Raw genomic sequence first — 25,828 nt, forward strand, 5'->3', positions numbered from 1 at the left:
CGCAAACGGGATCAAAAAAGCCGAACCCTGTGGTTCGGCTTTTTGGTACCTGCACCTAACAACCCCTTCCTCAATGGGTCGTGAGGATCCGTTGCAACAGGTGATTAAAGCCCGAGGGATCTTCCGCGGGCCAGGCGTGGTGACCGTTGGGGGTGTGGATGGTGGCGTTGGGCAGGGCGGCAAACTGCTCTACCCGTTTGGCCAGCGGCAGGTAGTCGTGACTGGTGGAGATGATGGCCACCGGCTGCCAGATGGCGCCGAGCCGGGCACGTACCGACCAGCCCGGTAGCGCCTCCAGCAGCGCCTTGTAGGTTTTCTTTTTATTGCGCACGAAACGCAGCCGGAAGGTATGGCGCACCTGCGCCAGATCCGGGCCCGGGAAGAGCTCGCGTCCCAGCCACCAGGCGAGCGGGCGCATGCCAAACCAGCGCAGCCATTTGAGGCGCTGGGCGTAACGCTCCTGCTCTTTGGGGGTCTCCAGCAGAAACTCGCTAAAACCGTTGACCAGCACCAGTCCCTGCACCTTGTGGGGCAGTTGCAGCGCCAGCTCCAGCGCGACCATGGCCCCCAGCGACAATCCCACCACCCAGGCGGGTTCTGGCTGTGCATCGAGCCAGTTCACCACATCGTCTGCCAGGGTCGCCACATCGAACGGCCCCTCCTGCATGCTCTGGCCGTGGCCGCGCAAGTCCAGCGCCACCACCCGGTAGTGCTCGGAAAACCGTTCGATCTGCGCCTGCCAGTCGAGGCTGGAGGAGCCCAGCCCATGCAGCAGCAACAGCAAGGGGCCCTCCCCCGCACTGCGCAGGGCAAGACCGTTGAATTTCATCACCTGATTGCGGCGCATCAGTGTATTGCCTCTCGACTCATCACCTGAACCATCTCTTGTTGTTATGTCACCCGTGGTTATCCTGCCACGGCACGGCGCCCAATCAGCCTTCGCTGACCAGACTCACCGCCTTGATATAAGCGTAGATCTGCTGATCCGGCGCCAGCGCCAGCCGCCTGGCTGAGCGGCTGGTGATCCGGGCCAGCAGTATCTGCTGACCCAGCGCCAACTGCAACAGGGTCTGGCCGGGGCGCACCTCGCGCACCGCCAGCAGACGGGTGACGAGACAGTTGGAGAGACTGGAGTGCTCGATGGGGGCTGTGGCAATCACCACATCGCGCCCGGCCACCTTGATCTGCAAGGGGCCACTCTCGTCCGGCACATGGTTCATGGTGACCCGCAACTGCTGCTCACCAAGCTGTAGGGTCGCCATCTGTTCGTCGTCATCGTAGTGGGCCAAGGTCGCATCCAGCATCACCCCGGCATCGTCGCGACTGGCGAGTGACAGGTCGGTACGGGCGAAAATCTCGCTCGGCCTGCCTTGCGCCTCCACCCTGCCACTTTCCAGCAGCACCAGCTGATCGCAGAGCAAACTCACCTCCTCCATGGCGTGGCTGACGAAGATCATCGGGATGCCGCTCTCCTGCTGCAACCCCTTGAGCACATGGGCCTGATGGATGCGGCTGCGCCGATCGAGCGCCGAGAAAGGCTCATCGAGCAGCAGCAGATCAGGCTCGGCCAGCAGCGCCCGCCCCAGCGCTACCCGCTGGCGTTGACCGCCAGAGAGGGCATGGGCAGGCTGTCCCAGCAGATCGGCAAAACCGAGCCGAGCCGCCAGCGCTTCGGGCTGCCAGCGCCCTCGCCCCTTGCGGGCCGCCAGTTGCAGATTGCCGAGCACCGTCAGATGGAGGAAGAGCCGCGCGTCCTGAAACACCAGCCCGATCCGGCGCGCTTCGGGCAGCAGTTGAGCATACTCCCGATCGCGCCACCGCAAGCGATCCCCGTTTTGGCGATCGAGCCCAGCGATGATGCGCAGCAGTGTGCTCTTGCCGCAGCCGGAGGGGCCGAACAGGCCGAGGATCCCCCCCAGCTCGAGGGTCAGAGCGCAATCGAGGGTAAAGGAGCCAAACTCGCGCCGGACATGGAGGTTCAGGGCATGGCGGTGCGGCACGTTCACAGGCGGCATAGTGGCGGGCTGGTTCATCCAAACACTCTCCGCTGTCGGCGCTGCAGCACCCCGTAGACCAGCACCAGCATCACCAGCGAGAAGGCCATCAGGCCACCCGCCAGATAGTGGGCTTGTCGGTAATCCATCGCCTCCACATGATCAAACAGGGCGATGGAGAGCACTTGGGTCTCGCCGGGGATATTGCCGCCAATCATCAGCACCACGCCAAACTCCCCCAGGGTGTGGGCAAAGCCCAGCGCTGCCGCCATCACGAAGCTGGGCAGGGTCATCGGCAAGATGATGTGGAAGAAGCGCTCCAGCGGGCCGAGCCCCAGGGTCGCAGCAGCTTCCAGCTCCTTGTTGCCCATGTTGACGAAGGCGGAGGTGAGCGGCTGCACCACGAACGGCAGCGAATAGAGGATGGAGGCAAACAGCAGGCCGAGAAAGCTGAAGGCGAGCGGGGCGCCAAAGGTGTCGCGCCACCAGGCGCCGAAACCATATTCGGGGGAGAAGGCCAGCAGCAGATAGAAACCGAGCACCGTTGGCGGCAGCACCAGCGGCAGCGCCACCAGCGCCTCAACCAGCGGCCGCAGCCGGTTCTGACTGCGCGACAGCCACCAGGCCAGCGGCGGTGCCAGCAACAGCAAAATCGCTGTGGTGCAGGCCGCAAGCTTCAGGGTGAGCCAGACCGCCAGCAGATCCCCTTCACTCATTGCCGACCTCCCGGTTGATAAATGCCCCCAACGGCATGGTCTCTATCCTCATTGCAAAGAGTGGCCGACCCGAAGGCAGACCACTCAGGGTATCGCATCAGGCCCATCCCCTTATTGGGGCAAGGCGTAACCCGCAGCCTTGATCTGCGCCTGACCCGGCCCCTTGAGCCAGGCCACCAGCGCCTCGACCGCGGCGCCTTTTTTCAATACCAGCCCCTGCTGCTCGATGGGGGGATAGAAGCTCGCAGGCACTGCCCAGGCTTCACCAGTCTTGCCCGCTTCCACCAGATTGGCCCAAGCGACAAAGCCCAGCTCGGCATTGCCGGTGTCGACAAATTGCCAGGTCTGGCCGATGTTGGCGCCGGTCAGCAACCGGTACTGCTTGGGATCGATTTTGAGATGGGTGAGGGTCGCCATGGCGGCAGCACCATAGGGAGCAGTGCGGGCATTGGCGATGGCGAGGTTGCCTTTCCAACTGCGCAGGGTCGCCTCGTCAGGGGCCGGCCCCCCCTTCTTCCACAGCCCCAGCTGGCCGATGGCGTAGGTGAAGCGATCGCTCCCCTTGCCCTCTTTTTCCAGCTTCTCGGGGGTCGCCGCATCGGCGGAGAGGAAGAGGTCGAACGGTGCGCCGTGACTGATCTGGGTGTAGAGCACTCCGGTGGCGGCAGATGAGATGGCCAGGGTGTGGCCGGTCTTGGCGGTAAACTCCTTGCCAATACGCTCTATGGTGCCCTTGAAGTTGGCCGCCACGGCCACCTTCACTTCATCGGCCTGCACGGCACCGGTATGCAAAGTGGCGGCGCAGACGCCTGCGATGACAACAGATAACAGCGGTTTCATTCCCTTTCTCCTGATGGGGCTCGCACATCCGCGCCCCTTGGCGGGGCCGTGGTTCCCGTTGAACCTGTGCCCCTCGTGATGAACAGGTCAGGCTTGCCAGCGGGCAGCGGCGGCGTTGTCGCTCTCCTTGGCCTCGACCCAGCGTTGCACACCCTCGGCGGTCAGCTCTTTTTTCCAGAACGGCGCCCGGGTTTTCAAGAAATCCATGATGAAGTGACAGGCGTCAAAGGCGGCGTCGCGGTGGGCACTACTCACCGCCACCAGCACGATCTGATCGCCAAGCCACAACTCGCCGATACGATGAATGAGGGTACACTCCTGCAGCGGCCAGCGGCGACGGGCCTCCTGCACGATATCGGCCAGCGCCTTCTCGGTCATGCCGGGGTAGTGCTCGAGGGCCAACCCCTTCACCTCCTCCCCCTGATTGAAGTCGCGAACCTTGCCAACGAAGGTGACGATGGCGCCACTGTCGGGGCGGGTGGCGAGACGGGCATATTCGTCCGCCAGCGAGAAATCCTCCCGCTGCACCACAATGCGATCGGTTATGATTGCCTCGCTCATCCTTAACCTCCGGTCACCGGTGGGAAGAAGGCCACCTCATCGCCATCGTTGATAGGCGTGTCGAGGGGCACCAGGGTCTGGTTGACCGCCACCAGCAGTTTGCCAGCCTCGAGAGCCAACGCCCACTTGTCGCCGCGTTCACAGAGCGCCGCGCGCAGTTGTTCGGCAGTGGCGTAGTCGCACGGCAGGCTCAGCTCATCGCAGGCCACCAGCTCTCTTACTTGCGCAAAAAACAGTACCTTGATCATGCTTGCTCCCCGCTATTTGACCCCAGCTGGAAATGGCCGGACTTGCCGCCCTTTTTCTCTACCAGCCGCACCTGCTCGATCACCATGTCTTTTTGCACTGCCTTGCACATGTCATAGATGGTCAGCGCCGCTACCGACACCGCAGTCAGCGCCTCCATCTCCACCCCGGTCTTGCCTGATAGCTTGCAGAGGGTGCGAATATGCACACGATTCTGCTCGGCCAGCGGCACTATCTCCACCTCGACTTTGGTCAAGGCCAGCGGATGGCAGAGGGGGATAAGATCGGAGGTCTTCTTGGCGGCCATGATGCCGGCGATGCGGGCGGTGGCGAACACGTCACCCTTGTGGTGCTGGCCGCTCAGGATCAGCGCCAGCGTCTCGGGGGCCATGGCAACAAACGCCTCGGCGCGAGCCTCACGTTCGGTCACCTGCTTGTCGGTCACATCCACCATATGGGCTTCGCCGCTCTGGTTCAGATGCGTCAGGTTGGGCTGGGTCTGCTTGGGATCGGTCTGGTTCATCGTTTGCTCTCATAGGTGGGAGACAAAGTTGCACGGCTTGGTGCGGGCATCGAGCTGATCGCGGATCAGTTGCTCCCAACCCAGCCGGCAGGCGCCGGTGGAGCCGGGCAGGCAGCAGATCAGGGTGCGATTGGCGAGTCCCGCCAGTGCACGGCTCTGCATGGCGGAGCCTTTAATCTCGGCAAAAGAGAGCTGACGGAACATCTCGCCAAAACCCTGTACGGTGCGCTCGAACAGCACACCGACCGCTTCCGGTACCCGGTTCTGTTCATTGAAGCCGGTACCGCCGTTAATCAGTACCACCTGCACCCCCTCATCGGCGATCCACTCGCTCACCCGCGCACGGATGCGAAACAGGTTGTCCGGGCAGAGCGCCCGATCGGCCAGCTGATGGCCCGCGTCGGTAAGGGCCGAGACCAGATAGTCGCCCGAGCTGTCATCGGCGGCGGTGCGGCTGTCGGAGACCGTCAGCACGGCGATCTTGAGGGGAATAAATGCGTTGTGTTTCTGTCCCATCGGGCAGCTCCTTGTGGCTATGGGCCGTCAACGAGGCAGGAAGAGAAGGGGTATGAGAGGCCAGCTGTCAGGGCGCTAAAACGGACGCAGACAGAGGTGACCAACTTGCTCAAGCGTGTGACGGCGGGCTGATTCTATCAAAGGTTTCACGAGATATGGGATTTAAAAGACACACAAATCTGATGCTTGTCCCATATATGAACAAAACGCAGGCCGGGTAAACCCGGCCTGTCGTCGCAGGATCAGAACCCTTTCACCCCGGTCATGTCGGGCAACTGGTGAGCAATCCCCTTGTGACAGTCGATGCAGGTACTTTCACCACTGGCCAGATTGGTAGAGTGCATCTTGGCGGCACGCTGCCCCTGCAGGGAGAAGTCCATATACTCGAAGTTGTGGCAGTTGCGGCACTCGCGCGAATCGGTCTCTTTCATTCGTTGCCACTCCCGCTCCGCCATCTCGCGCCGGTGCGACTCGAACTTCTCGCGGGTATCCACCTTGCCGGTGATCATGCCCCACAGCTCCTTGGAAGCCTGCACCTTGCGGATGATCTTGTAGGTCCACTCGTGCGGTACGTGGCAATCCGGGCAGCTGGCCCGCACGCCGGAGCGGTTGGCGTAGTGGATGGTGTCGCGGTACTCCTCAAACACGTTGTCCTTCATCTCGTGACAGCTGGTGCAGAAGGCCTCGGTGTTGGATGCTTCCATGGCGGTGTTGAAACCACCCCAGAAAATCACGCCACCGAAGAAGCCCATCAGCAGGATGACCCAGAGAGCCGCCTTCGATGGTGACTTGAAGGTGGTCCACAGACGCTGGATAAAGCCGGGTAATTTCATCTATGGATTCCTCAGTTCAGCGCTTCAACCGGTTTAAAGGTATTTTCCACCAGCGGCTTGGCATCCGCTTGCGGTACATGGCACTGCAGGCAAAAGTAGCGACGCGGCGACACTTCACCCAGGGTCAGGCCGTCGCGGGTCTCGAAGTGAGTCGGACTGATCTTGGGGGCCTTCATGGCGCTGGCATTCTTGAAGCTGTGGCAAGCCAGGCACTTGTTGACCTTGGTGTCCACCTCATAGTTGCGAATGTCATGGGGGATCAGCGGCGGCTGATGCATGTACTGGCGATCGTAGGGCGCGCCATCCTTGCGGAAGTTTTTCAGGGGTGCGGCGGTGGCATCGGTCACCAGATCGGTGGCGCCACGCTCGGACTTGAGGCCACCGGTACTGTTGGTGATCTCGGGGACCGCTGCCATCAAGGATCCCGCCATCAGGCAGGCCAGCATTGCTCCAATCAGCTTTTTCATTATTTGTTCTCCGACGTTTTTTCTGCCTTGACGGCAAAACCTACAGTGATTTCAAAAACTTGTTCCGCGCAGACATCGATGCAGCGGCCACAGTTGGTACACTCCTGAGCCGCAATCAAGGGCCCGTGACCGCGCTTGGCACCGTGAACAGGCCCGCGCAGGATGGGACGCTCCGGGCAGACCGCATAACAATCCATGCAGTTGTTGCACCGCTCGCGCCCCTTGGCAGAAATCTTGATAAACCCGACCCGGTTAACCAGGGCATAGAAGGCCCCCACCGGACAGAGATGACCGCACCAGCCCCGCTCAACCACGAAGAGATCGAACAGGAACAGCGCCACCAGCAGGGCCCAGCCCGCCCCCATGCCAAACAGCAGACCGCGCATGGCGAGCGACACCGGATTGACCAACTCCCACGCCATCACCCCGACCACCGCTGGCACCACCAGCGCCATGGCCAGCAGCCAGTAGCGGGTCGCACGGCTGAACTGGCCGTTGCCCTTGAGGCCAAGGCGCCCCCTGAGCCAGGCTGCGGCATCTGTGATGAGGTTGACCGGACAGACCCAGGAGCAGAACACCCTCCCCCCGACCAGCCAGTAACCGGCCAGCACAATGGCAGCCCCCAGCCAGAGGGTGGTGATGGGCCAGTGACCCGCCGCCAGCGACTGCAACAGCGTGAGGGGATCGGTCAGCGGCACCGTCTCCAGCAACAGCGAGCTGGAGAGGTTGCCCTTGAGGATCCAGATACCCGCCAACGGCCCCAGCCAAAACAGCCCGAGCACGCTGAACTGACTCAGCCGACGCAGCAACAGGAAGCGGTGGGAACGCCACCACCCCAGCTTGATGCGAGCATCTTCCCCCAGATAACGACTCATAACCCCTCCGGTTTGCGGGTGGGCAGGGTGAGCCTGTCGCCGATGAGCGACTTGTTCCCCGCCTTGGCCTTCTCTTCCCAGCCGAGCCGGTAGTGATGACCCAGCTCACCTTTGGCGAGCTGGCGTGGCACCACCTTGATGGCCGCTTCCTCCAGCACGCAGGCATGCTCGCACTTGCCACAGCCGGTACAGACATCGCTGTGAACCGTGGGCAGGAACATGGCGTGTTTGCCGGTACGCTGGTTATGCTGCAGCTCAAGAGTGATCGCCTTGTCAATCAGCGGGCAGACCCGATAACAGACATCGCAGCGCAGACCCAGATAGTTGAGGCAGGTCTCGTGATCGATGAGCACTGCTACCCCCATCCGGGCCTGATCGATGTCGGTCATCTGCTGATCCAGCGCCCCGCTCGGACAGGCCACCACACAAGGGATGTCATCACACATCTCGCAGGGCACGGCACGCGCCTTGAAATAAGGGGTACCAGTGGTCACAGGGTCAAACAGCCGGGCGAGCTTGAGGGTGTCGTAGGGGCAGGCCTCAACGCAGAGCCCGCAACGCACGCAGGCGCTGAGGAACTCTGTTTCATCGAGAGCGGCGGGCGGACGCAGCGCCTGGGCAGGCACAGCTTGTGCCTGCTGGCGGGCCACGCCACCGAGCCCCACGCCAAGCAGGCCCACACCGCAGGCCCCCTTGGCCATGTCGGCCAGAAACTGGCGACGACTACGACTCATCTCGCACTCCCCCGCCTTAAGCCTTCATCACCTTGACGGCGCACTTCTTGTAATCGGTCTCTTTCGAGAGCGGATCGGTGGCGTCCAGGGTCAGCTTGTTGACCAACTGGCTCGCATCGAAGAAGGGCATGAAGACCAGTCCTTTCGGCGGACGGTTGCGACCACGGGTCTCGACACGGGTCTTCACCTCGCCACGGCGGGAGGAGACGATCACCTCTTCACCACGGCGCACGCCGCGAGCCTTGGCATCGTCCGGGTGCATGAAGAGCACCGCATCCGGGAAGGCGCGATAGAGCTCGGGTACCCGACGGGTCATGGTGCCGGTGTGCCAGTGTTCCAGCACGCGACCGGTAGAGAGCCACAGATCGTACTCTTTATCCGGCGACTCGGCGGCGGGCTCGAACGGCAGGGCGAAGATGACCGCCTTGCCATCGGGCTTGCCATAGAAGCGCACCCCCTCGCCCGCTGTCACATAGGGGTCGAACCCTTCGCGATAGCGCCACAGAGTCTCTTTGCCATCTACCACAGGCCAACGCAGACCACGGGCTTCGTGGTACTGATCGAACGGCGCCAGATCGTGACCGTGGCCACGACCGAAGGTGGCGTACTCTTCGAACAACCCTTTCTGGACGTAGAACCCGAAGTGCTCGGCCTCGTCGTTCAGCAGACCTTTGCTCTGCTCTTTCGGGAACTGGTTGACCTGACCGTTGGCATAGAGCACGTCGAACAGGGTTTTGCCCTTCACTTCCGGCATCTTGGCAATCAGCTCAGCCGGCCACACTTCCTCAACCTTGAAGCGCTTGGAGAACTCCATCAGCTGCCACAAGTCGGACTTGGCCCCTTCCGGCGCTTTCACCTGCTGGTGCCAGAACTGGGTGCGGCGCTCGGCGTTACCGTAGGCCCCCTCTTTCTCCACCCACATGGCGGTGGGCAGGATGAGGTCAGCGGCCTGGGCGGTAACAGTCGGGTACGGGTCAGAGACCACGATGAAGTTGCGCGGGTCGCGATAACCCGGCAGGCGATCGGTATTCATGTTGGGACCGGCCTGCATGTTGTTGTTGCACATCACCCAGTAGGCGTTGAGCTTGCCATCCTTGAGCATGCGATCCTGCAGCACGGCGTGGTAACCCACCTGTTCCGGGATAGTGCCTTCCGGCAGTTTCCAGATCTTCTCGGCGATAGCGCGATGCTTGGGATCGGTCACCACCATGTCGGCCGGCAGACGGTGGGCAAAGGTACCCACTTCACGCGCGGTGCCACAGGCAGAGGGCTGGCCGGTCAGTGAGAAAGGACCATTACCCGGCTCGGAGATCTTGCCGGTCAGCAGGTGGATGTTGTAGCAGAGGTTGTTGGCCCAGACGCCACGGGTATGCTGGTTGAAACCCATGGTCCAGTAGGAGACCACCTTCTTGCCCGGATCGGCATAGAGCTTGGCCAGCTTTTCCAGCTTCTCTTTGGAGACGCCGGAGAGCTTGGAGACCGACTCCACATCGTAATCCGCCACGAACTTGGCAAACTCCTCGAAGGTCATCGGAGTGGCATCGCCGCTGTCCGGGTTCTTCGCTTTCTGCTGCAGCGGATCGGTCGGGCGCAGGCCGTAACCGATGTCGGTGGCCCCCTTCTTGAACACGGTGTGCTTGTTGACGAAGTCCCAGTTCACCTTGTCGTTCTGGATGATGTAGTTGGCGACATAGTTGAGGATCGCCAGGTCGGTCTGCGGGGTAAACACCATGCCGTTGTCCGCCAGCTCGAAGCTGCGGTGCTCGAAGGTCGAGAGCACGTGCACCTGCACATCCGGGTTGGAGAGACGGCGATCGGACATCCGCGACCAGAGGATGGGGTGCATCTCGGCCATGTTGGAGCCCCACAGCACGAACGCATCGGCCTGCTCGATATCGTCGTAGCAGCCCATCGGTTCGTCCATGCCGAAGGTACGCATGAAGCCGACGACCGCAGAGGCCATGCAGTGACGAGCATTGGGGTCAATGTTGTTGGAGCGGAAACCGGCCTTCATCAGCTTGGCGGCAGCGTAGCCTTCCCAGACGGTCCACTGGCCGGAGCCGAACATGCCGACGGCGGTCGGCCCCTTCTCTTTCAGGGTCGCCTTGAACTTCTCGGCCATGATGTCGAACGCCTGATCCCAGCTGATGGGGGCGAAGTCGCCATCCTTGTCAAACTGGCCGTTCTTCATCCGCAGCATCGGCTGGGTGAGGCGATCCTGGCCGTACATGATCTTGGAGAGGAAGTACCCCTTGATACAGTTGAGGCCACGGTTGACCGGTGCATCGGGGTCACCCTGAGTCGCCACGACCCGACCATCCTGAGAGCCCACCAGCACGGAGCAGCCGGTACCGCAGAAGCGGCAGGGAGCCTTATCCCAATGGATGGCCGTCTTGTCGGTACTGGTGATGAGATTGGCTGCCAGCGTGGGGGCACTGACACCGGCCACGGCAGCGGCAGCTGCCACCGCGTTGGCCTTCATAAAGTCGCGTCGACTCAGCTTCATGGCATATCCTCACATTGCTTATCGCGTAATAGTTGTCGAATCTGTCGAACGGGAGCCAGCCATCAGCGGCAGAGGGCACGCCCGGCATCCCATCACTCTTTTCAGTGACCGCCCAGTTCATCGAACTGGTGGTAAATCAGGGCGGCTGAGAGCACACCCGGCATCGCCTGTATCGCATCAATGGCCGCCATGATCGGCCGCTGGCTCGGACCTTCCAGGGTCACGACCAGCTTGCCCTCGTCACTGACGGCGTGGATCTCGGCCCCTTCAAGGGCGCCAATCTGCTCGGCGAGCTGATGGCGCAAGGGGGGCTGGGTCAGCACCACCAGACTCGATACATGGAACTCCTGATCCATTGTGGCTTCTGTGTCACACGGCTTCTGACTCATTCTGACTCCTGCTTGAGGGTGGGCTGGCTCGCACCACCGGATGGGGCGGCTCGCCCGTCGACCTTGATGCTGCCAACCGGACAATCCTGCACACAGGCGCCGCAGCCATTACAGCGATCCGGCTCGACCGTCGGGGTGGGCACACGCCCCAGCACCGGAATAAAACGAATGGCATTGGGCTCACAGCTGTCCTGACAGCGCTGGCAGAACACCTGACCATTGGCCAGACAGTTGGCCTCGATATGGGCCTTGTAGTGCCAGGGAGACTCGCTGGTCGGGCGAAACACAGGCGCCTTGCAGACCGTGACGCACTCGGTGCAGAAGGTGCATTCGCCACGCTGGAAATCGACCACCGGAAAACCGCCCTCGCCATTCACCAGGATCTGCTCCGGACAGGCCGCCAGACAGTCTCCGCAGCGGGTGCAGTCGGCGACAAATGCCGACCAGTTGACTGACCAGGGCAACTGCACCGGCGGTTCGGCAGTTCTCAGCCGCCCCCGGAACAGGCCGCGGCGGGCAAGATCGATCTCATCCGGCATGTTGACTCCTGTTCTGGTGAAAAAGGGGACAGTGCGAGTCCATGATTGGCATTCTTGATACCAATTATAAGAGTGGGTGTATATTGCGGCCCTGACAAGGTAAGGGATATACCACCAGGGAGATAAACAGGGGGGATTCTTGCGCCAGATCAAAGCCTTGCAGCGCAATAAAAATGGAGGTATCGGTTAAAATACCTCCATGTGAGGATTGCTATTTAATCGTTGGCGATTTTTTTGCGGTTATCCGCCGATCGAGGCGAGATGAGGGGTGATGCCGGCATTGCCCTCATGGAGACGATGGGTGGCACTCTTGCCCGCCAGTGCCGCGCGAATGCGCTGTTGCAGCTCATCGGATTGTGCATCTGCGCCGAGCAGATCCCGCAGGTCAATGCCGTTGTCACCAAACAGGCACAGATGCAGCTTCCCCAGCGAGGAGACCCGCAGCCGGTTGCAACCGGCACAGAAATCCTTGCTGTAGGGCATGATGAGCCCCACCCCACCTTGCGAATCGGGGTGCATAAAGACCTGCGCCGGACCGTCATCCGAGCCCCGCAACTGCTGCACCCAGCCGCTCTCCAGCAAGCGCTGTTTGATCTGCTCGCCGCTGACATGGTGGTCACGAAACAGGGTATCCATCTCGCCGGTCTGCATCAGCTCGATAAAGCGCAGCTCGATAGGCTTGTGCCTGATCCAGCCCAGAAAGGCATCGAGCTGGTAGTCGTTGAGCCCCTTGAGCAGCACCGCATTGATCTTCACCGATTTGAAACCGGCGGCCAGTGCTGCTTCGATCCCCTCCATCACTTCGGCCAGCTTGTTCTCGCCGGTGATCTGGTGAAACTGGCGCGGGTCGAGACTGTCGACACTGACATTCAGCGCATTGAGTCCTGCATCAAACCACTCCTGAGCCCGCTCCTTGAGGCGATAGCCGTTGGTGGTCATGGCGACCTTCTCGATGCCCGGGGTGGTGGCAATCACCTTGACGATCTCGGTGAAATCGCGGCGCAGGGAGGGCTCGCCCCCCGTGATGCGCACCTTGCGGGTGCCCATGGCGGCAAAACCGCTGACCACGCGGCGGATCTCGTCAATCGAGAGAAAGGGTTGACGCCCCGCTTTGTGACCTTCGGGGGGGCGATAGCCGTCAGGCAGGCAATAGGTGCAACGGAAATTGCACACATCGGTCACTGACAGACGCAAATAGTAAAAACGACGGGAAAAACCATCTTCAAGTGGCAACATAAACACCTTTCCAAATACGGGAGGCCAGGGCATTTCTTTCCTGACCCTTACAGCTCGAACATCGGCTGACGGCTGGTTTCCCCCTATCGCTAGGACTTAGGCAAAACCGCTCGGAGTTCATCTAGTTTTTCGATGCTAACACAAGTTGGAGTACACTCCCACGCATCTTGCGGGGTCCTTATCACTATTCAGAGGTGCGCATCAGTATGGGAAAACGGTTCAGGGTCCATTCGGTCAGCAGTGCCATTGGCCGCGCCATGGTGTTGATCCTCTTCATGGCCAGCCTGATCGCGCTGGTCGCCATGGTCACCCTCTTCTACTCGGTACCCGATGCCAAGGCGATCAACCTCTCCGGTTCGCTGCGGATGCAGGCCTACCGGATGGCCTACGAAATCGAGCGGGGCGACAGCGTGCTGGGGCGCCTCTCCCAGTTTGAAGAGACCCTGCACGCCGAAGAGCTGCAGGAGACCCAGCGCTGGATCACTCCTGCCTCCCTGCGTCGCACCTATGGCGAGGTGCTCGGCCAGTGGCAGGTGATGCGCCAGCACATCGAGGATCGCACCCCCAGACGGTACACCGATAACACCGAGCAGTTTGTGGCGGCCATCGACAATTTCGTCAATCAGATGCAGTACCACGTGGAATTCAAGGTGCGGATGCTGGCACTGGCGGAGGGGCTCGGCCTGCTGGCCATCATCACCATCGCTTGGTTCACGGTGCGCTTCACCCGCCAGCAGGTGGTCGCCCCCCTCAACCAGCTGGTCTACTGCGCCCGCCAGATCCAGCGGCAGGATTTCGATCTTAAGCTGCCCGCCCACGGCGAAAACGAGCTGGGGGAACTGTCGCGCGCCTTCGTCACCATGGCCGACGAGCTGGGCAAACTCTATCGGGAGCTGGAAAACAAGGTGGAAGAGAAAACCGCCAAGCTGCAGCAGGCCAACGATACTCTCTCGTTTCTCTACTCGACCGCCCAGAAGCTGCACGCTGCCCCGCTCAGCACCCGTACCCTTATCAAACTGCTGGACCGCGCCGCCGCCCACCAGCATATCGACCACATCCGGCTGACCCGCTTCGAGCACAACGCCATGCCGGTCTACATCTCGGGGCGCACCGGCTGGCCCGGCGATCTCGATGCGGTCGCCAGCTTTTATCTGCAGATGGATGAGCAGGAGTTCGGCCGCCTCGACATCATCAGCCAACACCCCATCGATGAGCGGTTGATTAAAAACTTCACCATGCTGCTGGCTCAGGTGCTGCACAAAGACCAGACCCTGCTGCAACAGCAGCGACTGCTGCTGATGGAGGAGCGGGCGGTGATCGCCCGCGAGCTGCACGACTCGCTGGCGCAGGCCCTCTCCTATCTCAAGATCCAGTCCACCCTGCTCAAGCGCTCTTACACCAAGGGGCAGCATGACAAGGCGCAGGAGGCGATGCAGCAGATCGACGAGGGGCTTAGCAATGCCTATACACAGTTGCGCGAACTGCTCGGCACCTTCCGTCTCACCATTGGCGATGCCAATCTGGGGGAAGCGATCCGCGTCATGCTTGATCAACTGCAGCCTCAGACCCAGGCCGAAATCCGGTTCCATTACGGACTGGCCGACAACGACCTGGAGGCGGGCCAGCATATCCACATTTTGCAGCTGATCCGTGAGGCAGTGCTCAATGCCATCAAACATGCCAACGCGCAAGTGATTGATGTTAGCTGTGAGACCCTCGCCAGTGGTAACATTGAGGTTCAGATTTCAGATGACGGTGTCGGGATCGGACTCGCCAGCTCGGCGATCAACCATTACGGGTTGAGCATCATGAACGAGCGCGCCAGCAAACTGCACGGTCTGCTGACCATCAACGAGCAGCAACCACAAGGCACCTGCGTGCATCTGACCTTTCCCACCAGTCTAGCGAGAGACGCCTGATGGACGAGATGAAATACACAGTTCTGGTCGTAGATGACCATCCCCTCATGCGCAAAGGGATTGTGCAGTTGCTGGCTCTGGAAGAGAACATGGAGGTGACCGGTGAAGCCTCCAACGGCACAGATGCCGTGGCGCTGGCCAAAGAGTCCGAGCCGGACCTGATCCTGCTCGACCTCAATATGAAGGGGCTCTCCGGCCTCGATACCCTCAAGGCGCTGCGGGCCGAAGAGATCACCTCCCGGGTGGTGATCCTCACCGTCTCCGATGCCCGTCAGGATGTGGTTGCTTTGCTCAAGGCCGGTGCTGACGGCTACCTGCTCAAGGATACCGAGCCTGATCTGCTGCTGGCCCAGCTGGCCGACGTGATGACCGGCAAGCAGATCCTGAGCGAACCGCTGCGCCCCTATCTCGAAAACATCTACGAGCTGGATCACCTGCAGCAGAAGCTGGAAAGCTTAACGCGTCGCGAAATGCAAATCCTGCGCGAAATTGCAAAAGGCCTCTCCAACAAACAGGTCGCCTCGGTACTCCATATCTCCGAGGGAACGGTCAAGGTTCACGTGAAGAGCCTGCTGAAGAAACTCGAGGCGCAAAGCCGCGTGGAAGCGGCTGTCATGTATCTGGAGCAGCGCAACTAAGCGCCCTCAACCGCCCGAAAAGCCACCCTCCGGTGGCTTTTTTCATTCTCTGGCACAGTCGCTGCATTGTCATATTCAGCAACTACTCAATGGAGGATGGAACATGAAACTACAACCTTTGGCACTGTTCCCCTTGCCTTCCCACATACTGCCGGGCGGCAAGCTTCCTCTGCGTCTGTTCGAGCCACGCCACCTGCAGATGCTCAAGGAGTCATTCATAAACGATCAGGGCTTTGGCATCGTGATGGAAGAGTCGACCACCTCGGGACAGTCCGGCCGCATTCTGCCGGTGGGCACCCGGGTCAAGGTGACCGACTTCTACACCCTCAATGATGGCCTGCTGGGTGTGACGGTGCTGGGACTGGAGCGCTTCTGCATCCACGAGATGGAAACAGACGAGATGGGCCTGCGCCGGGCCAAGGTGGAGATGCTGCCCAACTGGCCGAGCACCCACTCAGATTTCAACGACAAGCTGCTGGTCAATCGCCTGCGGGAAGTGTTCGAGCAGTATCCGGAGCTTGATGAGCTCTATCCGGACAAGCGCTTTGAAGATGCCGCCTGGCTCTGCCAACGCTGGCTCGAGATATTGCCTATGCCGATTTATGAAAAGCAGATGCTGATTGCCAAACAAAACAGCGAAGCGGCCCGTAAATTCCTGCATCGCCTGATTTCACAATGACAAAAACAGCGTTGCAAAATGCAATTATTCCAACAATGAAAATGTGAAATTCGCATTTTGCGAGTGAGTAGGAACGCAAAACGCCATAACAAGAGAGAGCCGCTGCGCTAAACGGCCAAAATTGAACACAAAAGAGTCCTAAAAAAGTTGGCACAGATTTTTCATATAGATTGATACAACCCGATTTATCCCGTGCTCTCTTCAGTATTTGCTGAAGAACTGGTCAACCCACAAAGTTGACCATTTTTTTTATCCGCGCGTCGGCAATCGCTGACCAAAGTGACGCTGCAAACACTCTCTCAACCGTGACAAGGTGATAGGCTTGGCGAGAAAGTCATCCATCCCCTGCGCCAGACAGCAGGCCTTGTCCTCCGCCATCGCATTGGCCGTCAGGGCAACGATTGGCATAGTGCATCCCAACTCACGCAAGCGCCGGGTCGCTTCCAGTCCGTCCATCAGGGGCATCCGCATATCCATCAGGATCAGATCCGGGAGCTGCTCATCCACCTGCGCCAGCGCCTCCAGACCATTGGCAGCCAGCCGTACCTTGCCCACCAGTTTTTGCAGCATCAGCGATACCACCAGCTGATTTACCGGGCTGTCCTCCACCACCAGCACATCCAGTGGCAGCAGTGCCGAAGCCCCCTCCTCCCGCTGCGGCTGGCTATGACAAGGCAGCGCCATACCGGGCAGCTCGAACCAGAAGCAGCTTCCCTTGCTCGGCTCGCTCTTCAGGTGGATCTCTCCCCCCATAAGCGTCACCAGACGCTTGCTGATGGCAAGACCGAGGCCGGTACCGGAAAAACGCCGGGTGGCCGAGTTGTCGACCTGGGAGAAGGGTTCAAACAACAGCGCCTGATCCGCATCAGCGATCCCGATCCCGGTGTCGGAGACCGAGATCAGCAGCTTCTCATCCTGCCAACCCAGATGCAGTGTCACCTGCCCCTGTTCGGTAAATTTGAGGGCGTTGTCCAGCAGATTGCCCATCACCTGAGACAGACGCATCGGATCCCCCTGCAACTCCCGGGGGACCGACTCATCGACCCGATAAACCAGCGCGATCCCCTTGGCGGTCGCGCGAGCTTGCAGCGGCTCGACCAGAGATTGGCAAAGCTGGACGGGTTGCAGGGTCTCGCAGTGAAACACCAGGGTTTGCGACTCGATTTTCGAAAAATCGAGCACGTCGTCGATGATGGTTTGCAGCAATCTGGCCGAGTGGGTGGCATGGCGCAGCAGGCTCTGTTGCTCCGGCGCCAGCTCGGCATGCTGCACCAGATCGAGCATCCCCAACACCGCATTCATGGGCGAGCGGATCTCGTGGGTCATCATGGCGAGAAACTGGGACTTGGCACGGTTGGCCGCTTCGGCCTCATCCCGTGCCCGCGCCAGCTCCTCTTCACGGCGGATCTGGTTGCTGATATCCCGGGCAGTGCCGCGATAACCAATAAACAGGCCATCATGGTCAAAGCAGGGCTCGGCGCTCACCTCCATCCAGCAGGGGCCGTGTTGCAGCGCAACCTGCATCCGCACCCCTCGCACCGGCTGGCGCAGCTCCAAAAGCTGCAGGTATTTCTGGGCATCGCAGCTCTGCTTGTTGCAGACGTAGTCATAGAGGGTCGGCCGGGTCGCCTGCGGGGTCATCTCATCCAGATAACCCGGCTCTGAGGCATAACTGAGGCGATGCTCGGCATCTGTCTCCCAGAACCAGTCAGAAGCCATGGCGGCGAAGCTGCGAAAACGGCGTTCGCTGGCCTGCAGCGCCTCGGTTTTTACCGCGACCTGCTCCTGCAAGCGGGCCCGATAGGTGATGTTGACCAGCGCCTGGGCGATAAGCGGACGGCAACGCTCCATGGCGGCCTTGCTGGTGAGATCGAAGGTGCCCGCCCGAGCGTGGCGGCAGATGAGGGTGGCGGTAAAACCGGGGGCCTGCAGCCCGGTCAGCATCACGCTGGCCCAGCCCGGCTCGCTCGCCAGCGGCGCCAGCTCGGGCAGCTGTGCGGGATCGTAAATCACCAGAGTTTCACCCGAGATGGCGCGGGCAAATGCCGGGGTCATGCGCCAACTACGGGCTGATAGCATTGGCTCGGTACTGAGGTGGGTACTTCCCTGCTCCCCTTCCCAGGCCACCACATCAGCGTGCTCAAAGCCGATAAAGGGTTTGAGCACCTGGATAAGGCTCTCCAGCACCTGCTCCAGCGTCTTGGCATCGGCGAGGGTAGCAACCCCACTCAGCAGGGTCTGGGACTCGTGACGATACTTGGCCTCGCGCTCGCGGCAACGCATAAGGTCGACCAGCGTGGTCTGCAATTTGTCGCCGAGGGCTTCCAGTTCACTGTTGCCAATCATCTTGTTGCCTGCTCTGTTATGTTCTGCCGACTCAACGGGTCAGGAAAATCACGCTCGATACCATCAGGTTGCCGTGGGCCAGCTCGCCATTGGGCAGCCGCCCCTGCTCGCCGAAGGTAAAGGGGGTGATAAAGGGGATCTTGCCGAGGCGAGCCTGGCTCTGCTCGACAAATTGGCACAACATATCACCTAGCGCCAAACGGCAACCAGCACAAAAGATGATGAGAGCGCCGATAGGCTGCAATTCCACATCGACCCCATACCCTGGCTCGACGCGCATGGCATTGAGGCTGCGCTGCAACAACCCTTCCTGACTGCTGTACATCAACAGCAGACGCTCCCCTTGCACCACATCGGTAAAGAGCCGCAGCCCGCCCTGTTCGGTTACCGCTTCGGGATGGGAGAGTTTGTAGTAAGGAATGCCATCCAGTGCTCCCACCTGACGAGCCAGCGGGGTGAGCGTGGTCTCCCGCAAAATCGCCCCCACCGGCCAGGGCTGCTCGCGCCCGCACCAGCGGGCATAGACCTCGGCGGCAGGCTGATGATCGATGGTGAGTACCTCCCGCCCGTTGCAGGCGGTGATCTCGCCGCTGAATTCGGCAGGCACATAGCCCGAATGAAACTGAAAGGCCAGCTGGCAATCAGGATAGAGCACCGCCAGACCGATGCCATCCTGGGCCACCGCCTCATCCCAGCAGAGTTGCCAGTCACCGCTGACGCTGCTATCAGCCGCAGATCCACCGACCACCGGCACCGAGGCACCGAGTTCGGCCTCGATACCGGCCAGCAGCCCCTCTTCCTTACCGGGACTGGCATGAAACAGGATCAGCTGGGGCAGCTCGCCCGGCCGACCACAGTCGCTCATGGCTCGGCGCAGCAACTGCCGCACATCCACCCCGTCACCGCTGGCACCGGCTACCCCGAATGCCCCTTTCTCATCGTACAGAGCAGCAACGGCCAGCCCATATCCGTCTCGGGCGTGGTGTCCCATCTCGGTCATGACACCACCGCAAGAGCTGCACCCAAGCAGGCGGGTCGTCGGGAACTGGCGTTTGAGCACGTCGCGCAGTATCGCCCCCTCATGGGCTTGGGTAAAATAGAGTAACAGCAGGGAGGGGGCCTGATCGGCATGGTGGCGCAGCTGCGCGCAGATATCTTGGGCCGCCAGCGATGAATTCTGGGCGAGGGAGTGAACGGTCAGAAATTTCAACACCATCTCCTTGTTTTATCGAATGGCAGCCTCAAGCAAAAATCATACCTTTATCAAACAATTATCTCGCTTCGCTTGCTAACATAGCGGTCAACTGAGACCAATGACAGGACGCCCATATGTGGCAAAAAAACATCAATGACTTCGATCGGGTCGTTGCCATCGGTGGTGGCCACGGCATGGGACGAGTGCTTTCGTCCCTCTCGTTTCTCGGTCAACGGCTCACCGGCATCGTCACCACCACAGATGATGGTGGCTCGACCGGACGCCTGCGCAAGAGTCAGGAGTGCATCGCCTGGGGCGATCTGCGCAACTGCCTGAACCAGCTGGTGACCGATCCCAGCATCGGCAGCCTGTTGTTCGAGTACCGCTTTGCCGGCAAAGGCGAGCTGGCGGGCCACAACCTTGGCAACCTGATGCTGCTGGCGCTCGATAATCTCTGTGTCCGTCCTCTTGATGCTATCAAGCTGATCAGTGACATGCTCAAAATCGAGTCACAATTGCTACCCATGTCTGAATTTCCCACCGATCTCTGCGCCCATATGGAGTGTGGTACCCAGATCCTGGGAGAGGTATCCATCGATCAACTGGCAACCCCTCCCCTCTCCCTCGGCCTGATGCCGGAAGTGCAAGCGACCCGGGAAGCGGTGCTGGCACTGCAGCAGGCGGACATGATCATTCTGGGGCCGGGCAGTTTCCTCACCTCCATCATGCCGCCATTGCTGCTGGCCGAGATCGCCCAGGCCATCAACGAGAGCAGCGCCATGCTGGTTTTCGTCTGCAATCTGGTGGCGGAAAACGGCCCTGCCAGTCAGCTGGATCTGATGAGTCAATGTCGCTGGCTGGAATCCCGGGTCGGTCAGGGTCGGCTGGATGCCATCCTGGCCCCACAGGGCGCGGGTGATGCGGGGGACTGGCAAGGGCGTGTGATCGAAGCCGAGCTGGGCGAGCTTGAGCTGCCCCATCGGCACGATCGGTTGAAGCTGAAACTGGCGCTGGACCGGATCATCCAGCAACTGCTCAACCAGCGTTAGGCAACGGTCACGGCGCCCCGGCATCCCAGCATGGCGCCGTTACTGATAATCGGCAAGAAACGCGAGCACCTGGGGCAAGGAGGCCTCCAGCAGTTGCAACTGGCGCTCTGCCTCGGCCACATCGGCCTGCTTGCTGGCCATCTCCAGCGCCATCACCTGCTGATAACTCGGTATGGCGCCATAGCTGCCACAGGATGATTTCATGCTGTGCGCCACCCGAGCCAACGCCTCCCACTCCCCCTGCTCGTAGAGGGGTCTGAGCTGACTCAGCTGCTCGCCCACCTCTTCAATAAAGACTGCGATGACCACGGGCAGCATATCCGGACCGATATCCTCTGCCAGCTGCTGCAACACCTTGCGATCCACCCACTCCATGCGAGGCTCCTCCAGAACGGTATTCAAACAGACCATACTATAGATAGTTTTCGATGTCGTGGCTCACGGCCAGGCAGTGATGAAGCACCCGATTGGATGGCTCAGGGAATAAAGTGGCAAAAAATGTGATCAGTATCGAAATAGCGATGCTGAAATGCACGTCAAGACAACAACCTTATTGCCACAAATTAACAATTGATCAACACTCAATGCCGTCAGAGTGATGATGCTCAGCAACACCTCTCATCCCTTTTGCCTTTTATGGCTGCTGCGAAGAACCAGGGTAGGTATCTACCCTGGTATTTTTTTATCTTGCTCAAGCGCGACCTGGTTGGTCGCCACCCGCTCCCCCATGCGAAACAGATTGAATTCACCGGGCGCCATTTTGACCCAATTCTCATTGCCGGTCAGCGGACGGGTAGTGATCAGGGTGACCACATCGTTGGGGGTGGTCTCCCTTTGAAAGTCGATCACCACCTCCTCATCCAGCAAACTAGCCTCGCCAAAGGGCGCACAGCGGGTCAGCCAGTGCAGGTTGTTGGTGCAGTAGCTCATCACATACTCCCCGTCCGAGAGCAGCATGTTGAATACCCCGAACGCTCTGAGCTCGTCACACAAGGTGGCGAGATAACGAAACATGGCGGGAAAGTTGGCTGGACGCTTGGGATATTTTTGCTCCAGCCGATCGAGCAGCCAGCAGAAGGCGTGTTCGCTGTCGGTATCCCCCACCGGCCGGTGGCGGCCGGTTGGCAGCTTCTTGTAGCCGGTCAGCTGACCGTTGTGGGCGAAGGTCCAGTAACGGCCCCACAGCTCACGGGTAAAGGGGTGGGTATTTTCTAGTGACACGCAGCCACGGTTGGCCTGCCGAATGTGGCTGACCACAGCGCAGCTCTTGATGGGCAGCGCCTGTACCAGTCTGGCGATGGGAGATTGGGCGCTGGGCTCGGGATCCTTGAAGGTGCGAAAGCCCTTCCCCTCGTAGAAGGTGATCCCCCAGCCATCCTTGTGGGGCCCGGTCTTGCCGCCGCGCAGCATCAACCCGGTAAAGCTGAAGCAGATATCGGTCGGCACATTGGCACTCATGCCGAGCAGTTCGCACATATCCGGCAGACTCCTTTCATGATTTGGCTTGTGTCATGTTCGACCAGCACGCTGGTTCGACAGACAGCAGGGGAAGGCGCAATCCCTTCCCCTGTGACTGGCAACAACCGGCCGATGGCGAACCATGCTACCGGCGTTGCCCTTGTCTGGTGACGATGGCTTGATTACTTGGCCATCTCTTTTTCGACCAGCTGGATCAGGATGTGGATCACCTTGATGTGCACTTCCTGAATACGGTCGGCATAGCCAAAGTGCGGAACCCGGATCTCGACATCCGCCAGACCCGCCATCTTGCCGCCATCCTTGCCGGTCAGGGCGATCACTTTCATCCCTTTGGCGCGGGCAGCCTCGATGGCTTTCAGGATGTTGCCGGAGTTACCGCTGGTGGAGATACCAAGCAGCACGTCGCCACGGCGGCCGACCGCTTCTACGTAGCGGGAGAAGACATAGTCATAGCCAAAGTCGTTGGAGACGCAGGAGAGGTGGCTCGGATCGGAGATGGCGATACCGGCATAACCCGGGCGGTTCTCGCGGTAACGACCGGTCAGCTCTTCGGCAAAGTGCATGGCGTCACAGTGGGAGCCACCGTTGCCACAGGAGAGCACCTTGCCCTCTTCTTTGAAAGAGTCAGCCAGCAGTTTGGCGGCCGCTTCGATGGTTTTCAGGTTCTGCTCATCAGCCAGGAAGGCCTGCAGCACGCTGGCAGCTTCGGTCAGTTCATTGCGGATCAATTCTTGGTACATGATGTCTCTTCCACTGTTTTTAGTGTGCGTGTAGATCGCGGCTATTCTCGCACAAGCGAATCGCACAGTCGCCCCCCTGCGAGCCACAGCGCTGGCGGCGCGTGAGCGTTATGGGGATCACAGAGAGAAGGTAATGAAGATGTAAACAGCTTGATAACTTTGTGCGTATGAATTACAACAGGGGCCATATCCAACAGGTCAGACCTCTGGATCAGTTACGCCACGTTGGCAACCTAACCACGCAAGGAGCAAGCAATGACGACGACCCTCACTCTGCTCGGGGTGATCCTGGTTATCGGAGCCCTGGCCTATCGCCGGGCATCCCTGTTCATCTCCACCCTGGTCACCGGCGCCGCCCTGGTGCTTGGCACCATCTATGGTCATGTGCCCTTGCTGGTATGGGCGCTGTTCGCGGTGATTGCCATCCCGCTCAATCTGGTGGAATTTCGCCGCAATCAAATAACCAAGCCGCTGTTCAAGATCTACAAATCGATCATGCCGGAAATGTCCCGCACCGAGAAAGAGGCGATTGAAGCGGGCACAACTTGGTGGGAAGCCGACCTGTTCGCGGGCAACCCAGACTGGAAAAAGCTGCACGCCATCCCGGTCAGCACCCTCTCTGCCGAAGAGCAGGCCTTTATGGATGGCCCGGTCGAGGAAGTGTGCCGCATGGTGAGCGACTGGGAAGTGACCCACGAGCGCGCGGATCTCTCCCCCGAGGTGTGGCAATACCTGAAGGACAACAAGTTCTTCGCCATGATCATCAAGAAGAAATATGGCGGTCTGGAGTTCTCGGCCTACGCCCAGTCCTGTGTCCTGCAAAAGCTGTGCGGTGCCAGCGCCGTGCTCGCCTCCACCGTTGGCGTACCCAACTCGCTGGGCCCGGGCGAACTGCTGCAACACTATGGCACTGACGAGCAGAAGGATTACTACCTGCCCCGCTTGGCGGTAGGCAAAGAGATCCCCTGCTTCGCCCTGACCAGCCCGGAGGCGGGTTCTGACGCCGGCTCCATCCCCGACTTCGGTGTCGTCTGCAAGGGCGAGTGGGAAGGAAAAGAGGTGCTCGGTATGCGCCTCACCTGGAACAAGCGCTACATCACGCTCGCCCCTATTGCGACCGTGCTGGGTCTCGCCTTCAAACTGCGTGACCCCGAGCACCTGCTGGGTGAAGAGGAAGAGCTCGGCATCACCTGCGCCCTCATTCCCACCCACATCAAGGGGGTCGGCATCGGCCGTCGCCACTTCCCGCTCAACGTGCCGTTCCAGAACGGTCCGACCCAGGGCAAGGATGTGTTCGTCCCGCTCGATTTCATCATCGGTGGCCCGGCCATGGCCGGTCAGGGCTGGCGCATGCTGGTCGAGTGTCTGTCGGTCGGTCGCGGCATCACCTTGCCCTCCAACAGCACTGGCGGCGTCAAGATGCTGGCCCTGGCGAGCGGCGCCTATAGCCGCATCCGTCGCCAGTTCAAGCTGCCCATCGGCAAGATGGAAGGGATTGAAGAGCCGCTGGCCCGCATCGGCGGCAACGCCTACATCATGGGCGCCGCAGCCAACCTGACCGTGACCGGTATCGACCTTGGCGAGAAGCCGTCAGTCATCTCCGCCATCGTCAAATACCACCTCACCGACCGAGCCCAGAAGTGCATCATCGATGCCATGGACATCCACGGCGGCAAGGCCATCTGCATGGGCCCCAACAACTATCTGGCCCGTGGCTATCAGGGTGCGCCCATCGCCGTTACGGTAGAAGGGGCCAACATCCTGACCCGCAGCATGATCATCTATGGTCAGGGCGCTATCCGCTGCCACCCGTATGTACTGCCGGAGATGCTGGCCGCCAGCCACCCCGACAAGGAGCAGGCGCTGAAGGATTTCGACAAGGCGGTATTCAGCCACGTCGGCTTTGCCATCAGCAACCTGGTGCGCAGCTTCTGGCTGGGTGTGACCGGCGCCCGCTTTGCCGCGGCACCGTACAAGGATCAGACCAAGGGCTACTACCAGCAGCTCTCTCGCCTCTCGGCCAACCTGGCGTTCCTGTCAGACATGGCGATGGGCACCCTGGGTGGCGAGCTCAAACGCAAGGAGCGGGTCTCCGCCCGCCTTGGCGACGTGCTGAGCCAGCTCTATCTCGCCTCCAGCGCCCTCAAGCGCTATCAGGACGAGGGACGCCAGCAGGCCGACCTGCCGCTGCTGCACTGGGCACTGCAAGATGCCATGTTCAAGGCACAAGAGGCGATCGACGAGCTGCTGCGCAACTTCCCGAACCGGTGGATTGGCCTTGCCCTGCGTGCCGTGGTGCTGCCGCTTGGCCGTGACCTGAACCGTCCGTGCGACAAGCTGGATCAGCAGGTTGCCCGTCTGCTGCAAACCCCGAGCGAGACCCGCAGCCGCCTGGCCAAGGGCCAGTATCTGACCCGCGAAGAGGGCAACCCCTTCGGCCTGCTGGAGCAGGCCCTCGATGACGTACTGGCCGCCGAGCCGCTGTTCGAGAAAGTCTGCAAGAGCGATGGCATCAAGCGTCCCTTCATGGCGCTGGACAAGGTGGCCGACATTGGCCTGGCCGCTGGCGTACTGACCCAGAGCGAAGCGGAGCTGCTGCGCCGCGCCGAGGTAAGTCGCCTGCGCACCATCAATGTCGATGATTTTGACCCCATCGATCTGGTGGCCAACAAGAAGCTGTTTGAAGCCTCCGCTTACCATCACGCGGCCTGATAACCAGCTATCGACAACGCCTCCCTTGTGGAGGCGTTTTTTATGGGCGCTCGCCACTTTTTACGACCCCCACTGCCACCACTGGCACGCACAGCT

The 25,828-nt window shown here is 60.5% G+C and carries 26 protein-coding genes and 1 riboswitch; of the genes, 5 read left to right on the plus strand and 21 right to left on the minus strand.

All coding sequences use genetic code 11. The annotated features are described in order from the left end of the window. Positions 1-70: 70 nt before the first annotated feature. The 16 genes from ACB042_RS06460 to moaA form a co-directional block, all read right to left on the minus strand. Positions 71-847: an alpha/beta fold hydrolase gene (locus ACB042_RS06460; RefSeq protein WP_371178078.1), complete on the minus strand. Its 777-nt coding sequence runs from the start codon at positions 845-847 to the stop codon at positions 71-73. Between the two features lie 85 nt (positions 848-932). Then, complete coding sequence (gene modC, locus ACB042_RS06465; RefSeq protein ID WP_371178079.1) at positions 933-2,033, minus strand: molybdenum ABC transporter ATP-binding protein; 1,101 nt, start codon at positions 2,031-2,033, stop codon at positions 933-935. Continuing rightward, positions 2,030-2,710 (minus strand): molybdate ABC transporter permease subunit, encoded by a 681-nt coding sequence (gene modB, locus ACB042_RS06470; protein ID WP_005334429.1) that lies wholly within the window; start codon positions 2,708-2,710, stop codon positions 2,030-2,032. Before modB ends, modC begins: the two co-directional genes overlap by 4 nt. Positions 2,711-2,821: 111 nt before the next feature. Then, a complete protein-coding gene (gene modA, locus ACB042_RS06475; protein ID WP_043821148.1) occupies positions 2,822-3,550 on the minus strand; it encodes a molybdate ABC transporter substrate-binding protein in 729 nt (242 codons plus the stop codon). An 87-nt stretch (positions 3,551-3,637) separates the two neighbouring features. After that, positions 3,638-4,111 carry a molybdopterin synthase catalytic subunit MoaE gene (gene moaE / locus ACB042_RS06480; protein WP_371178080.1) on the minus strand — a complete coding sequence of 158 codons (474 nt, stop codon included), beginning with the start codon at positions 4,109-4,111 and terminating at the stop codon, positions 3,638-3,640. A gap of 2 nt (positions 4,112-4,113) precedes the next feature. Further along, positions 4,114-4,359 carry a molybdopterin synthase sulfur carrier subunit gene (gene moaD / locus ACB042_RS06485; RefSeq protein ID WP_005353453.1) on the minus strand — a complete coding sequence of 82 codons (246 nt, stop codon included), beginning with the start codon at positions 4,357-4,359 and terminating at the stop codon, positions 4,114-4,116. Beyond that, positions 4,356-4,880 (minus strand): cyclic pyranopterin monophosphate synthase MoaC, encoded by a 525-nt coding sequence (gene moaC, locus ACB042_RS06490; RefSeq protein WP_371178081.1) that lies wholly within the window; start codon positions 4,878-4,880, stop codon positions 4,356-4,358. Before moaC ends, moaD begins: the two co-directional genes overlap by 4 nt. A gap of 9 nt (positions 4,881-4,889) precedes the next feature. Then, complete coding sequence (gene moaB / locus ACB042_RS06495) at positions 4,890-5,396, minus strand: molybdenum cofactor biosynthesis protein B (RefSeq protein WP_120415734.1); 507 nt, start codon at positions 5,394-5,396, stop codon at positions 4,890-4,892. A 242-nt stretch (positions 5,397-5,638) separates the two neighbouring features. Next, positions 5,639-6,229, minus strand: a complete 591-nt coding sequence (locus tag ACB042_RS06500; RefSeq protein ID WP_005353459.1) for a cytochrome c3 family protein — start codon at positions 6,227-6,229, stop codon at positions 5,639-5,641. Between the two features lie 11 nt (positions 6,230-6,240). After that, positions 6,241-6,696: a nitrate reductase cytochrome c-type subunit gene (locus ACB042_RS06505; protein WP_069526770.1), complete on the minus strand. Its 456-nt coding sequence runs from the start codon at positions 6,694-6,696 to the stop codon at positions 6,241-6,243. Next, positions 6,696-7,571, minus strand: coding sequence for a quinol dehydrogenase ferredoxin subunit NapH (napH, locus tag ACB042_RS06510; protein WP_371178082.1), 876 nt, complete (start codon positions 7,569-7,571; stop codon positions 6,696-6,698). The genes ACB042_RS06505 and napH overlap by 1 nt, the downstream gene beginning before the upstream one ends. Next, positions 7,568-8,305, minus strand: coding sequence for a ferredoxin-type protein NapG (gene napG, locus ACB042_RS06515; protein ID WP_058059905.1), 738 nt, complete (start codon positions 8,303-8,305; stop codon positions 7,568-7,570). The genes napH and napG overlap by 4 nt, the downstream gene beginning before the upstream one ends. Before the next feature lie 16 nt (positions 8,306-8,321). Beyond that, entirely contained in the window at positions 8,322-10,811 is a 2,490-nt protein-coding gene (gene napA / locus ACB042_RS06520; protein WP_371178083.1) for a nitrate reductase catalytic subunit NapA, read from the minus strand. 101 nt (positions 10,812-10,912) lie between these two features. After that, positions 10,913-11,167, minus strand: a complete 255-nt coding sequence (locus ACB042_RS06525) for a chaperone NapD (RefSeq protein ID WP_031227438.1) — start codon at positions 11,165-11,167, stop codon at positions 10,913-10,915. Between the two features lie 29 nt (positions 11,168-11,196). Then, positions 11,197-11,739 carry a ferredoxin-type protein NapF gene (gene napF / locus ACB042_RS06530; RefSeq protein WP_139436526.1) on the minus strand — a complete coding sequence of 181 codons (543 nt, stop codon included), beginning with the start codon at positions 11,737-11,739 and terminating at the stop codon, positions 11,197-11,199. Between the two features lie 240 nt (positions 11,740-11,979). Then, complete coding sequence (gene moaA, locus ACB042_RS06535) at positions 11,980-12,975, minus strand: GTP 3',8-cyclase MoaA (protein ID WP_043821348.1); 996 nt, start codon at positions 12,973-12,975, stop codon at positions 11,980-11,982. Then, positions 12,963-13,103, minus strand: a riboswitch (molybdenum cofactor riboswitch). It overlaps the preceding gene by 13 nt. Positions 13,104-13,181: 78 nt before the next feature. On the opposite strand from moaA, the gene narQ reads away from it, so the two are divergent. The 3 genes from narQ (at position 13,182) to ACB042_RS06550 (ending at position 16,211) form a co-directional block, all read left to right on the plus strand. Further along, positions 13,182-14,894 (plus strand): nitrate/nitrite two-component system sensor histidine kinase NarQ, encoded by a 1,713-nt coding sequence (gene narQ, locus ACB042_RS06540; protein WP_236357018.1) that lies wholly within the window; start codon positions 13,182-13,184, stop codon positions 14,892-14,894. After that, positions 14,894-15,532, plus strand: a complete 639-nt coding sequence (gene narL / locus ACB042_RS06545) for a two-component system response regulator NarL (protein ID WP_005334471.1) — start codon at positions 14,894-14,896, stop codon at positions 15,530-15,532. Before narQ ends, narL begins: the two co-directional genes overlap by 1 nt. Positions 15,533-15,635: 103 nt before the next feature. Then, complete coding sequence (locus ACB042_RS06550) at positions 15,636-16,211, plus strand: LON peptidase substrate-binding domain-containing protein (RefSeq protein WP_005334473.1); 576 nt, start codon at positions 15,636-15,638, stop codon at positions 16,209-16,211. A gap of 249 nt (positions 16,212-16,460) precedes the next feature. Here the strand turns inward: ACB042_RS06550 and ACB042_RS06555 are convergent, their stop codons facing one another. Further along, positions 16,461-18,557 carry an ATP-binding protein gene (locus tag ACB042_RS06555; protein WP_371178084.1) on the minus strand — a complete coding sequence of 699 codons (2,097 nt, stop codon included), beginning with the start codon at positions 18,555-18,557 and terminating at the stop codon, positions 16,461-16,463. Between the two features lie 31 nt (positions 18,558-18,588). Further along, a complete protein-coding gene (locus tag ACB042_RS06560) occupies positions 18,589-19,773 on the minus strand; it encodes an FIST signal transduction protein (protein WP_139740203.1) in 1,185 nt (394 codons plus the stop codon). A gap of 113 nt (positions 19,774-19,886) precedes the next feature. Between ACB042_RS06560 and yvcK the strand changes: the two genes are divergently transcribed. Then, positions 19,887-20,801 (plus strand): uridine diphosphate-N-acetylglucosamine-binding protein YvcK, encoded by a 915-nt coding sequence (gene yvcK / locus ACB042_RS06565; RefSeq protein ID WP_005334480.1) that lies wholly within the window; start codon positions 19,887-19,889, stop codon positions 20,799-20,801. Positions 20,802-20,840: 39 nt separating this feature from the next. Here yvcK and ACB042_RS06570 read toward each other — a convergent pair whose 3' ends face one another. From ACB042_RS06570 to lpcA, 3 genes are all read right to left on the minus strand, one after another. Continuing rightward, positions 20,841-21,176 (minus strand): Hpt domain-containing protein, encoded by a 336-nt coding sequence (locus tag ACB042_RS06570; RefSeq protein WP_019446543.1) that lies wholly within the window; start codon positions 21,174-21,176, stop codon positions 20,841-20,843. A 291-nt stretch (positions 21,177-21,467) separates the two neighbouring features. Next, complete coding sequence (locus ACB042_RS06575) at positions 21,468-22,277, minus strand: class II glutamine amidotransferase (protein WP_236562085.1); 810 nt, start codon at positions 22,275-22,277, stop codon at positions 21,468-21,470. A gap of 164 nt (positions 22,278-22,441) precedes the next feature. Continuing rightward, on the minus strand, positions 22,442-23,020 hold the full coding sequence (gene lpcA, locus ACB042_RS06580; RefSeq protein WP_371178085.1) for a D-sedoheptulose 7-phosphate isomerase: 579 nt from the start codon (positions 23,018-23,020) through the stop codon (positions 22,442-22,444). A gap of 255 nt (positions 23,021-23,275) precedes the next feature. Between lpcA and fadE the strand changes: the two genes are divergently transcribed. Next, entirely contained in the window at positions 23,276-25,732 is a 2,457-nt protein-coding gene (gene fadE / locus ACB042_RS06585) for an acyl-CoA dehydrogenase FadE (RefSeq protein ID WP_139740201.1), read from the plus strand. The last annotated feature ends 96 nt before the right edge of the window (positions 25,733-25,828 follow it).

This window comes from Aeromonas sp. S13(2024) (genome assembly GCF_041402405.1).
In the GTDB taxonomy this organism is placed as follows: domain Bacteria; phylum Pseudomonadota; class Gammaproteobacteria; order Enterobacterales; family Aeromonadaceae; genus Aeromonas; species Aeromonas veronii.

Excerpts from the sequence above, each read along its gene's own strand:
- ACB042_RS06460 (WP_371178078.1), bottom strand. The coding sequence starts at position 847 with ATGCGCCGCAATCAGGTGATGAAATTCAACGGTCTTGCCCTGCGCAGT.
- modC (WP_371178079.1), bottom strand. The coding sequence starts at position 2,033 with ATGAACCAGCCCGCCACTATGCCGCCTGTGAACGTGCCGCACCGCCAT.
- modB (WP_005334429.1), bottom strand. The coding sequence starts at position 2,710 with ATGAGTGAAGGGGATCTGCTGGCGGTCTGGCTCACCCTGAAGCTTGCG.
- modA (WP_043821148.1), bottom strand. The coding sequence starts at position 3,550 with ATGAAACCGCTGTTATCTGTTGTCATCGCAGGCGTCTGCGCCGCCACT.
- moaE (WP_371178080.1), bottom strand. The coding sequence starts at position 4,111 with ATGAGCGAGGCAATCATAACCGATCGCATTGTGGTGCAGCGGGAGGAT.
- moaD (WP_005353453.1), bottom strand. The coding sequence starts at position 4,359 with ATGATCAAGGTACTGTTTTTTGCGCAAGTAAGAGAGCTGGTGGCCTGC.
- moaC (WP_371178081.1), bottom strand. The coding sequence starts at position 4,880 with ATGAACCAGACCGATCCCAAGCAGACCCAGCCCAACCTGACGCATCTG.
- moaB (WP_120415734.1), bottom strand. The coding sequence starts at position 5,396 with ATGGGACAGAAACACAACGCATTTATTCCCCTCAAGATCGCCGTGCTG.
- ACB042_RS06500 (WP_005353459.1), bottom strand. The coding sequence starts at position 6,229 with ATGAAATTACCCGGCTTTATCCAGCGTCTGTGGACCACCTTCAAGTCA.
- ACB042_RS06505 (WP_069526770.1), bottom strand. The coding sequence starts at position 6,696 with ATGAAAAAGCTGATTGGAGCAATGCTGGCCTGCCTGATGGCGGGATCC.
- napH (WP_371178082.1), bottom strand. The coding sequence starts at position 7,571 with ATGAGTCGTTATCTGGGGGAAGATGCTCGCATCAAGCTGGGGTGGTGG.
- napG (WP_058059905.1), bottom strand. The coding sequence starts at position 8,305 with ATGAGTCGTAGTCGTCGCCAGTTTCTGGCCGACATGGCCAAGGGGGCC.
- napA (WP_371178083.1), bottom strand. The coding sequence starts at position 10,811 with ATGAAGCTGAGTCGACGCGACTTTATGAAGGCCAACGCGGTGGCAGCT.
- ACB042_RS06525 (WP_031227438.1), bottom strand. The coding sequence starts at position 11,167 with ATGGATCAGGAGTTCCATGTATCGAGTCTGGTGGTGCTGACCCAGCCC.
- napF (WP_139436526.1), bottom strand. The coding sequence starts at position 11,739 with ATGCCGGATGAGATCGATCTTGCCCGCCGCGGCCTGTTCCGGGGGCGG.
- moaA (WP_043821348.1), bottom strand. The coding sequence starts at position 12,975 with ATGTTGCCACTTGAAGATGGTTTTTCCCGTCGTTTTTACTATTTGCGT.
- narQ (WP_236357018.1), top strand. The coding sequence starts at position 13,182 with ATGGGAAAACGGTTCAGGGTCCATTCGGTCAGCAGTGCCATTGGCCGC.
- narL (WP_005334471.1), top strand. The coding sequence starts at position 14,894 with ATGGACGAGATGAAATACACAGTTCTGGTCGTAGATGACCATCCCCTC.
- ACB042_RS06550 (WP_005334473.1), top strand. The coding sequence starts at position 15,636 with ATGAAACTACAACCTTTGGCACTGTTCCCCTTGCCTTCCCACATACTG.
- ACB042_RS06555 (WP_371178084.1), bottom strand. The coding sequence starts at position 18,557 with ATGATTGGCAACAGTGAACTGGAAGCCCTCGGCGACAAATTGCAGACC.
- ACB042_RS06560 (WP_139740203.1), bottom strand. The coding sequence starts at position 19,773 with ATGGTGTTGAAATTTCTGACCGTTCACTCCCTCGCCCAGAATTCATCG.
- yvcK (WP_005334480.1), top strand. The coding sequence starts at position 19,887 with ATGTGGCAAAAAAACATCAATGACTTCGATCGGGTCGTTGCCATCGGT.
- ACB042_RS06570 (WP_019446543.1), bottom strand. The coding sequence starts at position 21,176 with ATGGAGTGGGTGGATCGCAAGGTGTTGCAGCAGCTGGCAGAGGATATC.
- ACB042_RS06575 (WP_236562085.1), bottom strand. The coding sequence starts at position 22,277 with ATGTGCGAACTGCTCGGCATGAGTGCCAATGTGCCGACCGATATCTGC.
- lpcA (WP_371178085.1), bottom strand. The coding sequence starts at position 23,020 with ATGTACCAAGAATTGATCCGCAATGAACTGACCGAAGCTGCCAGCGTG.
- fadE (WP_139740201.1), top strand. The coding sequence starts at position 23,276 with ATGACGACGACCCTCACTCTGCTCGGGGTGATCCTGGTTATCGGAGCC.